Source organism: Dyella sp., assembly GCF_036384435.1.
Taxonomy (GTDB): domain Bacteria; phylum Pseudomonadota; class Gammaproteobacteria; order Xanthomonadales; family Rhodanobacteraceae; genus GSA-30.
On the sequence record NZ_DASVMI010000045.1, the window covers coordinates 22,283 to 33,200 of the forward strand.

The window sequence follows — 10,918 nt, forward strand, 5'->3', positions numbered from 1 at the left end:
TTTGCTGGGTCTGCCCTTCGTATCTTCCTGCTGCCCGGGCGATGGTTCCTGATGCAGCCGCGTGACATTCTGGCCGCCCTGGCCGGTGGCGAAGCCATTTCGGGCTCGGCCCTGGCCGAGGGCGCGGGCGTGACGCGTGCTGCGGTCTGGAAGCAGATCGAGGTCCTGCGTTCCCGAGGTGTGCCCATCGAAGCGCGGGGCGCGGCCGGTTATCGGCTGCCCTGGCCCTTGCAGATGCTCGATGCCGCTGCCATCGAGGCCTCCCTGCCTGCCGGGACCCGCGAGCAGCTGGGGTGCCTGGAGGTGCATTGGGAGCTCGACTCTACTTCTACCGAGCTGCAACGGCGCATTGCGCAGGCACCGGATATGAGCGTGGTGCTGGCCGAAACCCAGAGCGCGGGACGAGGCCGGCGTGGTCGCGCCTGGCTATCGCCGCCGGGCTTGAATCTGTATGTGTCCTGCCTGAAGCGTTTCGATGCGGGGTTTGCCGCGCTTTCGGGCTTGTCGCTTGCGTTGGGCGTGATCGTGCTGCGAGCCCTCGAACGCGTGGGCGTGGCCGGCGCCGGCCTGAAGTGGCCTAATGACCTGCTCAGTGATGAGGGCAAGCTCGGCGGCATCCTGGTGGAGCTCAACGGGGAATACCAGGGGCCGTGCGCGGCTGTGATCGGCATTGGCCTCAACCTGCGCCTGACCGAAGCCTTGCGTGAACAGGCTGGGCAACCTAGCGATGACCTGGGACGGCTAGCCGGGGGGATCGCGCCCGATCGCAATGCCCTGGCCGCAGCCCTGATAGACGAGCTGACGCAAGGGCTGCGAGCGTTCGAGCGCGAGGGTTTTGCCGGTTGCGTCGATGACTACCGTCGCCATGACGTGCTCCGTGGCAAGCGCCTGCAATTGACGGGAGCGCTGGGTGATATCGAGGGCATCGGCGCCGGTGTCGATGCGCGTGGCGCGCTATTGCTGGAGACCACTCAGGGGCTGCGGCGTATCGACAGCGCGGATGTTTCGGTGCGACGCGCATGAAGCTTCTGCTGGATCTGGGCAATACGCGCCTGAAATGGGCCCTGCGTGACGGTGAGGCCATGCGCGCACGTGGCGCCGTGGCCTGGCATGACGACATCGAGACCGTGCTGTCGGCCATGTGGGGTGGCTTGGGAGCCGTGGCACAAGTGCTTGGTGCCTCGGTGGTGGACGCTGCGCGTGAGGTACGGGTGGCGGCCATTGCCCAATCCGTGTGTGGCCGTCAGGTCTCTTGGCTACGCACGCCAGCCCAGGGGTGTGGCGTACTTAGTGCGTATGCCGAACCCGAACGATTGGGCGTGGACCGATTCCTGGCGATGGTCTGCGCATGGCACGAAGGGGATGCACCGTGTGTACTGGTGGGCGTAGGCACCGCGTTGACACTGGACGCGCTGGACGCCCAAGGGCGGCACCTGGGAGGACTGATCGCCCCAGGGCCGCAGTTGATGCAGCAATCGCTGTGGGGCGCGACGGCACGCGTGCGGCCCGAGCCAGGGCAGATCCTGGATGCGGCTGATAACACCGCCGATGCCGTAGCCTCGGGCTGTTGGCAGGCGGCAGTGGCGCTTATCGAGCGCTTTGTGTCACGCCAGTCGCCGAACCTTGGGGGCTCGCCCCGCGTGGTGTTGGGCGGCGGCGATGCGGCAGCCTTGCAGCCGTTGCTGGCCATGCCGAGCAAGCTGACGGAAGATAGCGTGCTGCGCGGGCTGGCCGTGTGGGCGGACGCGCATTCGACTACGATGCCCGCTCCCTAGAATTGATGGGCCAAGGTTGCCAGGGTCAACGATGGTGCTGCGTCTGCTTTTTGTCCTGCTGATTGCCCTCAATATCGCTGTCGGTGCGTGGCTGTGGCTGGGTCAGGACGACACCCACCAGCGTAGCGCCACCGATCCGGACACGCCTTCGTTGCACCTGCTTTCCGAACGGCCGGCTGGCGCGGGCACAGCGCCGGCTGGTGCGGGCACAGCGCCGGCTGGTGCGGTAACCGCCAGTTCCGTGGCACCCATGCCATCCCCGGTCGCATCGGCACCCGCATCGGCCAGCACGCCGCAGGCCCCCACGGTCGCGACCGCGGCCTCGGCGCGTGCCAATGCCAACCCCAATTCACATGTCTACACCTGTATCGCCATTGGCCCCTTCAGTACGCCACTGGACATGCGCAACGCGCGCAGTGCCCTGGTCAACCTGAGCGTGCGCACGCGTTCGCGCCAGGAACAGACCACGCAGTCGCGTGGGTGGTGGGTGTATCTGCCGGCCAGCCCGAGCCGCGACCAGGCCCTGGCCCAGGCCCGCAAGCTCAGTGCGGCCAACATCAAGGATTACTTCGTCGTCGGCAGCAATTCCGGCGACCAGCCCAATACGGTCTCGCTGGGCCTGTTCAAGGACCCGGCCAATGCACGCAAGCGTCGCGATGAAGTGGTTGCGGCAGGCTTTTCCGCGCAGATGACCGAGCGCACGGAAACCGTGCCCGAATACTGGCTGGACCTGGCCGTGGCCGACAACGCACATTTCGACTGGCGTAGTCGCATTCGTAACCAGAATGTGGGCTCGCACAGCACGGGCTGTTTCTGATCGTGGCCCGGACGCGTTAGACTAGCGGGCCAACGCCGGCATAGCTCAGTTGGTAGAGCAACCGCCTTGTAAGCGGTAGGTCCCCAGTTCGAATCCGGGTGCCGGCACCATGTAAGCAAAAAAGCCCGCTTTTCAGCGGGCTTTTTTGCGCTCGCTGCTTGTCCCCTGGCTTCAGGGCAGTGGCAGGCTGATCGGGTTGGCGTGGTCGGAGCTGCTTAGTGCGGGGAACGGATCGACACCCGAGAGCGTCTTGATGTCATTGAGCGAGACCACGTCGCAAGTGATGCTGTCGTCGTTCTGGCACAGATAGGCGGCGGCCCCCTTACCCGGCTCGTAAACCGCTTTCCAGGTGTATTGGGGCACGGCGACCTGATCCTTGCCGATGGTCGGCGTATTGTCCGGATCGAAGGCTGGGCCGGTCACGACGTAGACTTCGCCCAGGTTGGTCGCCAGGTCGCGCACCTTGGCCTCGATCTTGGCCCACTCGCCCGTGTTGAGCTTGTGGTCCTGCGGCACGATGTTGGCCATCGAGAAGGATTCCTTCTCCGAATCGATTGTCGATTCGTCGCCAGCCGGTGTCATGTGGCCGCGATCAAAACCGCTATTGGTGTAATCGGAGGTCTGCGAACGATCGGCCGCAGGAATCGCGGTCTCCTGGTGGAACGAACCGGTGCGGCTGATCGAGTCTGCGCCGGCGACCTGCGCGGCGGTGATGTGCTGGGCCGAATACAAGGGGCCCTTGGTGACGCCCGAGGCGAGCAGAACATACTCGGTGTGACAGACCTCGGTCGTGCGCGTGGTCAGCGAAGCGTCAATGCTGGGATTGCTGCCATTGACAAAGAAATTCGGACAGGCGGTGCTGGCCAGCGAAGCACCGCACACGAAGAAGCTGGCTGCGAACAGCCACTGACGTACACGCAACATGGTGATATCCCCATCACGATTGAAGGTTTGCCTGACGTTAGTGACTGGCTATTGCAAGAGCGTTAAGTGCTCGCTTGTAATGTCTCGAAATGCGAACCGGTTCGCGTTGTTCACGCAAATGCCATGACGACGCAAGTCACGAGCAAGATATTTCGGGTTGACCGATGATTCGCCTTGTAGGGAATATCGGCACATGGCTCAGGATGCTTCTCATGGCTTGTCGCTCAAGCTTGCGCTGCAAGGCGGCGGGGCGCACGGTGCATTTACCTGGGGCGCCCTGGATCGACTGCTTGATGTGCCAGATATCGTCTTCAGCGCCGTCAGTGGCACCAGTAGTGGTGCAATGAATGCCGCCGCGCTGGCACAAGGCTGGTATCGCGATGGGCCCCGCGGCGCACGAGTGGCCTTGCGCGAGTTCTGGGAAGGCGTCGCGCGCCAGGGCGCCATGGCGCATTGGCTGACAGCGGCCACGCAAGCTTGGAACGATGCCAGCTGGATTCGTCCGCCGATGGTGATGCCGACCTTCAATCCGTTGCGTTCAATGGTCGAGGAGTTCTTCGACGTCCAGGCACTGCGGCGTTCGCCGATCACCCTGTATGTGGCGGCAACCCGCGTGCGCGATGCGGCGCTGGTGGTGTTCGATGGCGATCGCCTGAGCCACGACGCCTTGCTCGCTTCGGCCTGCCTGCCCATGCTGCATCCCACCGTCGAGATCGAAGGTGAGGGCTACTGGGACGGAGGTTTTGCGGGGAATCCGACGCTCGATCCCCTGTTGGGGCTGGCTGGCGACCGCATCGTGTGCGTGCTTGTGCAGCCGATGAGCCTGGGCGCGACACCACGGCGTCCTCGGGATATTCTCGATGTGTCCATGCAACAGGCCTTTGGCGCGGCTTTTCTGCGCGAAGTACGCGATCTTGCGCGTGCGCACCGCCGCGCCGCACAAAAATTGCTGCCCAATGCGCAGGAGCGGCAATTGCGCCGGCTCGACCTGCAGTTCATTGGGCCGGCCGACACGCTGGGCGGCCAGGATGCCAGGCCACAACGGTTGCACGAATTGCATGCGCAGGGGTGGGCGGCGGCCGATGCCTGGTATGCCCGCTGGATGGCGGGAGCGCAGCCTGCGGGCACAGCGGGCTGGGCCGAGACCTTTGCCTGAGCGAGAGCTGGTAAGCGGGTTCCTGTAAACTCGGCTGCTCACCCGGGGAGCTTGGCTTCCAGCAGGTTTTCAGCCCATGAACACGCAGTGCATCCCTCCAACCGCCCTTCGCAAGACCAGCTCCGCTTTCCTGGTCGCGAGCGTGTGGCTCATCGGGCTTGCTGCGTCGCTATCGGCTGGTGCCGCGGAGCCCCTGCCTGCACGGCAATTTTTATCCGACCAGCAGCAGGGCCATGCGCCGCTGCTGGTGGACGTGCGGCACCCGGATGAATATCGCGATGGCCATATTGCCGGTGCGTTGAATATTCCGGTGGAACAACTGGCCGCGCGTCATGGTGTGCTCGATGTGCCGCGTGACAGCGATATCGTCGTCTATTGCAAAAGTGGCATACGCGCGGCCAAGGCCCAGGCGCTGTTGCAATCGATCGGTTACAGCCATGTTCGCGTGCTCGAGGGCAGTGTCCAGGGCTGGCAACGGCAGCATCTGCCCCTGGTACGCGAGACGGGAGCCCGGAAGTCTGCGCCAGATCGCTGATGCGATCAGATGATGCTCCTGGGACATGGTGTTCCAGGAGCTGGTTTTCTTGGCGTGATTGTCTCGGTCGTGTTCGATTTAGTGAAGATGAGGAAGCATGGGTAAGCAGCAGGCAATCTCCCTGATCGGTGTTCCCACCGATATCGGCGCAGGACATCGTGGTGCGTCGATGGGCCCGGAAGCGTTGCGGGTGGCCAACCTGGCCGCCAAGCTCGCCAAGCGCGGGCTCGATGTGGTCGACCGTGGCAATTTGCAGGGCCCGCTCAACCCGTGGCAGCCGCCACACGAAGGTTATCGCCATCTGCCGGAAGTAGTGGCGTGGAATCGTGCGGTTTTCGATGCCGTCTCCGGCGTGCTCGACGAAGGCCGCCTGCCAGTCATGCTCGGCGGCGACCATTGCCTGGCGATCGGCTCGATCAGCGCCGTGGCACGCCATTGCCGGCAGCAGGGCAAGCAACTTCGCGTGTTGTGGCTGGATGCGCATGCTGATTTCAATACCGCGCAGGTCACCCCGTCGGGCAATATCCACGGCATGCCGGTGGCCTGCCTGTGCGGCAACGGCCCTCGCGAGCTGGTCGAACTAAGCGGGCAGGTGCCGGCGACCACGCCGCAGGCGTTTCGCCAGATCGGTATCCGCTCGGTGGATGAAGGCGAAAAGCGCTTGGTGCGCGAGGCGAACGTGGGCATTTTCGACATGCGCCATATCGACGAGGTCGGCATGAAGCGCACGCTCGAAGACGCGCTTGCCGGCGTCGACCAGAATACCCATCTGCACGTGAGTTTCGACGTAGATTTTCTCGACCCGACCATTGCGCCGGGCGTGGGCACTACGGTGAGGGGCGGTCCGAACTATCGTGAGGCTCAGTTGTGCATGGAGATGATTGCCGACACGGGATGTCTCGGTTCGCTCGACATCGTCGAGCTCAATCCGGCCTTCGACAAACGCAACCAGACGGCCAAGCTCGCCGTGGATCTGGTCGAGTCGCTGTTTGGCAAATCCACCCTGATTCGCAACCCCTCGCGCTGAAGATCTCATGCAGACACGTGTACTGACCGGCATCACCACCACCGGCACCCCGCACCTGGGCAATTACGTGGGAGCTATCCGCCCCGCCGTGGCCGCCAGCAAGCGCGCCGACGTGGATGCCTTCTATTTCATGGCGGACTACCACGCCCTGATCAAGAGCGACAATCCGGCGCGCATCGAACGCTCGCGACTGGAGATTGCCGCGACATGGCTGGCCTCGGGACTGGACCCGGAGCGGGTCACGTTCTATCGCCAGTCGGACATCCCCGAGATTCCCGAGCTCACCTGGTTTCTGACCTGCGTGACGGCCAAGGGCCTGCTCAATCGCGCCCATGCGTACAAGGCGGCGGTGGACAAGAACACCGAGGCCGGTGAGGACGCCGATGCCGGTGTAACGGCTGGCCTGTACATGTATCCGGTGTTGATGGCTGCGGACATCCTGGCCTTCAACGCCAACAAGGTCCCCGTCGGACGTGACCAGATCCAGCATATCGAAATGGCTCGCGACATCGCCCAGCGCTTCAATCACATCTATGGCGGCGACTTTTTCGTGCTGCCCGAGGTGGTGATCGAGGAGCAGGTCGCCACGCTGCCTGGCCTGGATGGCCGCAAGATGTCCAAGAGCTACGACAACACCATTCCGTTGTTCGAGGGCGGCTCCAGGCAGTTGCGCGAAACCATCATGCGCATCGTCACCGATTCGCGCCTGCCGGGCGAGCCGAAAGACCCGGAGAGCTCCGCGTTGTTTACCATCTTTCGAGGGTTTGCTTCGGAGGCCGAGACCGCCGCGTTCCGCAAGGCATTGGAAGATGGCATCGGTTGGGGCGAAGCCAAGCAGGTGCTATACGAGCGTATCGAAGCCGACGTGGCACCGATGCGCGAGCGTTACGATGAGCTGATGGCCAAGCCGCAGGTGATCGAGCAGATTCTGCAGGACGGTGCGCACAAGGCCCGCGCGACGGCTGCACCGCTCGTGGCCCGCCTGCGGGATGCGATCGGGTTGCGCTCAGGTAAAAGTGAAAAAACAGTCCAGGTGATCGGGGCCGAGAGCTTTGGACCCGTCCCTGAAAAAGTGGAGAAGAGGGGCAAATTGCCGCGCCTGGCCAGTTTCCGCGATAGCGATGGTAGCTTCCGTTTCCGTCTGTTCTCCGCTGAGGGCGAGGAGCTGTTGCTGTCACGTGCCTACGCCGATCCCAAATCGGCCGGCATCATGCAGAAGCGCCTCAAGACACTCGGCTCGGCTGCTGCAGTGTGCCAATTGCAGCAGCGGAGCCTGACGCTCGAGATCGAAGGCGAGCACGTAGGCGACACGCCCGAGTACAGCGACGAATCGGCACGTGACCAGGGGTTGCTGCGCTTGCGCGAAGCCTTGGACCAACTCGCCGCGCAGGAGTGATGCGACGGCGGCATGACGTTTCAGGGGTGATTCGATGCGTTATCTCGCCATTCTGCTGCTTGCGCCCTGGTTGCTGATTCTTGGCTGGCTTTATTGGGCCTATCCCAAGAGCCTGCCGCGCACAGGAGCGCGGCGCGGTTTCGATGGGCTGATTCTGCTGCTTGCCGCGGGAGCTGCCGTGGGCTCGGCGTTGCTAGGTTTCGACGGGGTGCAGGTGCCGCAGGTAGGCCAGTTCGGCCCACAGAGCGGTGCGATCTGGCGGCAGGTATTGCCAGCACTTTATGGCTACGGAGCATGCGTTGGCGTGCTTGTGCTCGGCGCCGTGCTGCGGCTGGCCCTCTGGCGTCGGCGCTCCTTGCGTTGAGGCTGCCGGCAATCGGTCCGGCCGGGGGATCAGGCTGCCCGGTGCAACAGGGTAGGTTCGCCTGTGGCCGCCAAGCCGAGGGCGCGCGATGAAACTGCCGCCAAACCTTTACGAAGTACGCCGGGCTTCATAGGCCTTCAGGTGCGCATACGCAGCGCGCACGACGGTCGCATCCACGCCATTGGCAACGCGCGACAACATGTCACCCACGACGTGGTCGGCTTCAACAGCCTTGCCGCCTTCCAGGTCGCGCAACATCGACGCCGTGAGCGAAGAGCTTTCGTCGGTCAGCATCGCCAGTGTCCTGGCCATCGCGGCTTCGTGCGGAGCATGTCCGGCGGCGTGCGCGACGCCCCGGCACGTTTCCAGGAATGCCAGCATGGTTTCCCGACCGCCGGGAGCGCGTGCAATATCACCCACCGAAGCGCGCATCAGGCAGGTCATACCAGCCAACGTCGCCAAGAAGACCCACTTGTCCCACATATCTTGCAGGATCTGGCGACTGGCGCGCTGGTCGAATTTCGCGCCCTCCATTGCACGGGTAATAGCCGCGATACGTGCCGATTCGCTGCCGTCACGTTCTCCGTAGGTCAGACCGTGCGAGGCGTTGAGGTGTCGTACGATGCCTTCGGCGTCAACGGTGGCGGCGATCACGCATTGGCCGCCCAGCACGCGCTCGGCTCCGAAGCGTTCGTCCAGGTGTTGGAGATGTTTCATGCCGTTGAGCAGCGGCAGGATGGTCGTCTGCGGCCCGATCGCCGGCGCGATATCCTCGATGGCTTGCTCCAGGTCATACGCCTTGCAACTGAGCAGCACCAGATCGTACTCGGGCTTTACGTGGGCCGTGGTGACGGTGGCCGGCGCGTCATGGTGGAAATCGCCGGCGGCGGGGCTGTGGATGGTCAGGCCGTCCCGTGCCAGTTTTTCCGCGCGTGCCGCTCGCACCAGGAAGGTCACGTCCTCGCCCTTTTCGAGCAGGCGTCCCCCAAAGTACCCACCGACAGCACCGGCACCGACCACGAGAATGCGCATGAGCATCAACCTCTGAAGTGAGCTGCCATTTTGCGGCGAACGCCCAGTGTCGGCAATGATTTTGCGTGACAAGGACTATCGATAGTCTCCGTTCACCGCCCCATGCGTTCATCGCAGCGTGCGATCAATGCTCGTTCGTTCCGGGAAAGTGCAATGGACACGGCAGGCTCGCCCAAACCGTCAGGCATCGGCGTGCTGGCGATGCCTGACGGATGAGTTCGGACAGGGCCCTGATCAGCCCGGTGAAGCAATCGTGCCTGGGGCGCCAAAGCTTGCGCCATCGCATGAATGAGTACACGGAAATGAATCACCTGATGGAGGCGTCCCTGGTGTCAGCCGATACCAACCACCTTGGTTTTTACAGTGCACGAGGCGGGTGCTCGCTGCCGTACTGCTGGCGCGTATGCCGGTTATGGATGTTCTTCAGGTGTTGAAAAGCTTGCCCGCAACCATCCAGCGAACGCTTGCACGGCCCGGTTGTTTGAATGCCTCGGTTCGATGTCCAACCAATAGCCGTCCGGGCCATGAGTCTGTACATGCGAGCGGCAGACCAGTCGCCCTTCCGCCAGTTCCTCTGCGATCATGTTGCGATCGACCAAGGCTATGCCTGCGCCCTTGCGAGCAGCATGGATCGATTGCTCCAGGGTCGAAAAGTCGATGCCTAGTGGTGCGCCATGGCGTTGTATACCCGCTTCATCCAGCCAAGCAGGCCACAAGTCCTGTCGCTTGACGCCGTCAAATACATGCAGGTTGGGAAGGGTGTTGAACAAAGTTTCCAGTGAGGTATTGGCCCAACGTGGAGAACACACAAGCACATGTTGCTCCAGCATCAACAGGCTTGACTCAAGACCCGGCTTCGCGTGACGTCCAAAGCGAATCGTGCAGTGCGCTGCTTCGTACGGCTGAGTCAATATGGATAGCTCCACGCCTGGCAGAATGCTGGTCAGTTCATCCATGCGCGGAGAAAGCCATTGGGTGGCGAACGTCGGCGGTACGCTCAGTGTCAGTCGCGTGCGCTGTTCATGCGGGTGCACGGCGCGTACGCCTTGTTCAATGGCATCGAACGCCACGGCCACTCTTTCCAGTAGTGTCATGCCAGCAGGTGTCAGGCCGACGCCGTTGTGCCGCCGCTCGAATAGCAGCACACCCAGCGCATCCTCCAGGATCTTGATCTGCCGGCTCACGGCGCCCTGGGTAACGCTCAGTGAACTGGCAGCCTGGTTGAAGCTCAGGTGGCGTGCGGCCTGCTCGAAGAACCGCAAGGCGATCAACGGGGGAAGGCACCTCATGGCAATGTATCTCCTGGGCAACCTGTGTTGCCGCTATGGTTTTCTGAGTGGAGCATTTCTCCCTGTCACGCCACGCAGCGCGTGCGTTGATGGGACTCCAGTTGATTCATTTCCTGGGGTCACGAGGAGGCCAAACGGTAGGCAATGCTGTAGCGTGATGTACCACTGCTGGCCGCTGGGTGCCTCAATCACTCACCAGCGTTTACCAACCTTGTCGATCCGCCTTGCAAAGGCGTTCAAGGCGCCCCCGGCTTTTGTGCATGAATTGTTGCGACAGGTGGATGATTCATCCGCATTGATGCGCAAACGTGCGTGCCTGCCATCGCCATCTTCATGAGGCTTTGTACCGTCTTGCCAAGTGCCTTGCTCCAGAACCCGGTAGCTTCGTTGAGGTCGCCGGTCTGGCCGTCGATGACCAGCGTACTCAAGAGGCTACAGTGCATGACTACCTCCAGGCAGGCACCGCGGCGGTTATCCCTTACGCAACTATAAGACAGTTTGTGTCGACTTCATTGCAGTAATCAACATTCAGACCAAAATTTCGTACCAGTTCGAAGAAGTGGATTTTCTCATGGTTCATGCCCTGGCCCGGATGCAACTTCG

At 62.7% G+C, this 10,918-nt stretch carries 12 protein-coding genes and 1 tRNA gene; 9 read left to right on the forward strand and 4 right to left on the reverse strand.

Annotated elements, in window-relative coordinates:
- Positions 1-51 precede the first annotated feature (51 nt).
- From VF436_RS04315 to VF436_RS04330, 4 genes are all read left to right on the forward strand, one after another.
- Complete coding sequence (locus VF436_RS04315) at positions 52-1,023, forward strand: biotin--[acetyl-CoA-carboxylase] ligase (protein WP_330902756.1); 972 nt, start codon at positions 52-54, stop codon at positions 1,021-1,023.
- Positions 1,020-1,775, forward strand: coding sequence for a type III pantothenate kinase (locus tag VF436_RS04320; RefSeq protein ID WP_330902757.1), 756 nt, complete (start codon positions 1,020-1,022; stop codon positions 1,773-1,775). Before VF436_RS04315 ends, VF436_RS04320 begins: the two co-directional genes overlap by 4 nt.
- Before the next feature lie 31 nt (positions 1,776-1,806).
- Positions 1,807-2,592 carry an SPOR domain-containing protein gene (locus VF436_RS04325; protein WP_330902758.1) on the forward strand — a complete coding sequence of 262 codons (786 nt, stop codon included), beginning with the start codon at positions 1,807-1,809 and terminating at the stop codon, positions 2,590-2,592.
- A gap of 34 nt (positions 2,593-2,626) precedes the next feature.
- Positions 2,627-2,702, forward strand: a tRNA-Thr gene (locus VF436_RS04330).
- 61 nt (positions 2,703-2,763) lie between these two features.
- On the opposite strand, the gene VF436_RS04335 is transcribed toward VF436_RS04330, so the two are convergent.
- Positions 2,764-3,516, reverse strand: a complete 753-nt coding sequence (locus tag VF436_RS04335; protein WP_330902759.1) for a DNA/RNA non-specific endonuclease — start codon at positions 3,514-3,516, stop codon at positions 2,764-2,766.
- Between the two features lie 193 nt (positions 3,517-3,709).
- On the opposite strand from VF436_RS04335, the gene VF436_RS04340 reads away from it, so the two are divergent.
- The 5 genes from VF436_RS04340 (at position 3,710) to VF436_RS04360 (ending at position 7,994) form a co-directional block, all read left to right on the forward strand.
- The gene (locus tag VF436_RS04340) at positions 3,710-4,672 is read left to right on the forward strand and encodes a patatin-like phospholipase family protein (protein WP_330902760.1); all 963 of its coding nucleotides are present in this window, start codon (positions 3,710-3,712) and stop codon (positions 4,670-4,672) included.
- Positions 4,673-4,748: 76 nt separating this feature from the next.
- Positions 4,749-5,207: a rhodanese-like domain-containing protein gene (locus tag VF436_RS04345; RefSeq protein ID WP_330902761.1), complete on the forward strand. Its 459-nt coding sequence runs from the start codon at positions 4,749-4,751 to the stop codon at positions 5,205-5,207.
- Between the two features lie 97 nt (positions 5,208-5,304).
- Entirely contained in the window at positions 5,305-6,234 is a 930-nt protein-coding gene (gene rocF, locus VF436_RS04350; protein ID WP_330902762.1) for an arginase, read from the forward strand.
- Positions 6,235-6,241: 7 nt separating this feature from the next.
- Complete coding sequence (locus tag VF436_RS04355; protein ID WP_330902763.1) at positions 6,242-7,630, forward strand: tryptophan--tRNA ligase; 1,389 nt, start codon at positions 6,242-6,244, stop codon at positions 7,628-7,630.
- A 34-nt stretch (positions 7,631-7,664) separates the two neighbouring features.
- Positions 7,665-7,994: a hypothetical protein gene (locus VF436_RS04360; RefSeq protein ID WP_330902764.1), complete on the forward strand. Its 330-nt coding sequence runs from the start codon at positions 7,665-7,667 to the stop codon at positions 7,992-7,994.
- Between the two features lie 108 nt (positions 7,995-8,102).
- On the opposite strand, the gene panE is transcribed toward VF436_RS04360, so the two are convergent.
- The 3 genes from panE to VF436_RS04375 form a co-directional block, all read right to left on the reverse strand.
- Positions 8,103-9,026 (reverse strand): 2-dehydropantoate 2-reductase, encoded by a 924-nt coding sequence (panE, locus tag VF436_RS04365; RefSeq protein ID WP_330902765.1) that lies wholly within the window; start codon positions 9,024-9,026, stop codon positions 8,103-8,105.
- 410 nt (positions 9,027-9,436) lie between these two features.
- Positions 9,437-10,315, reverse strand: a complete 879-nt coding sequence (locus VF436_RS04370) for a LysR substrate-binding domain-containing protein (protein WP_330902766.1) — start codon at positions 10,313-10,315, stop codon at positions 9,437-9,439.
- Between the two features lie 236 nt (positions 10,316-10,551).
- Positions 10,552-10,758: a hypothetical protein gene (locus VF436_RS04375; protein WP_330902767.1), complete on the reverse strand. Its 207-nt coding sequence runs from the start codon at positions 10,756-10,758 to the stop codon at positions 10,552-10,554.
- Positions 10,759-10,918: the final 160 nt, after the last annotated feature.

Bases quoted from the DNA above. Each gene is read 5' to 3' on its own strand.
- VF436_RS04315 (WP_330902756.1), top strand. From the start codon at position 52: ATGCAGCCGCGTGACATTCTGGCCGCCCTGGCCGGTGGCGAAGCCATT.
- VF436_RS04320 (WP_330902757.1), top strand. From the start codon at position 1,020: ATGAAGCTTCTGCTGGATCTGGGCAATACGCGCCTGAAATGGGCCCTG.
- VF436_RS04325 (WP_330902758.1), top strand. From the start codon at position 1,807: ATGGTGCTGCGTCTGCTTTTTGTCCTGCTGATTGCCCTCAATATCGCT.
- VF436_RS04335 (WP_330902759.1), bottom strand. From the start codon at position 3,516: ATGTTGCGTGTACGTCAGTGGCTGTTCGCAGCCAGCTTCTTCGTGTGC.
- VF436_RS04340 (WP_330902760.1), top strand. From the start codon at position 3,710: ATGGCTCAGGATGCTTCTCATGGCTTGTCGCTCAAGCTTGCGCTGCAA.
- VF436_RS04345 (WP_330902761.1), top strand. From the start codon at position 4,749: ATGAACACGCAGTGCATCCCTCCAACCGCCCTTCGCAAGACCAGCTCC.
- rocF (WP_330902762.1), top strand. From the start codon at position 5,305: ATGGGTAAGCAGCAGGCAATCTCCCTGATCGGTGTTCCCACCGATATC.
- VF436_RS04355 (WP_330902763.1), top strand. From the start codon at position 6,242: ATGCAGACACGTGTACTGACCGGCATCACCACCACCGGCACCCCGCAC.
- VF436_RS04360 (WP_330902764.1), top strand. From the start codon at position 7,665: ATGCGTTATCTCGCCATTCTGCTGCTTGCGCCCTGGTTGCTGATTCTT.
- panE (WP_330902765.1), bottom strand. From the start codon at position 9,026: ATGCGCATTCTCGTGGTCGGTGCCGGTGCTGTCGGTGGGTACTTTGGG.
- VF436_RS04370 (WP_330902766.1), bottom strand. From the start codon at position 10,315: ATGAGGTGCCTTCCCCCGTTGATCGCCTTGCGGTTCTTCGAGCAGGCC.
- VF436_RS04375 (WP_330902767.1), bottom strand. From the start codon at position 10,758: ATGCACTGTAGCCTCTTGAGTACGCTGGTCATCGACGGCCAGACCGGC.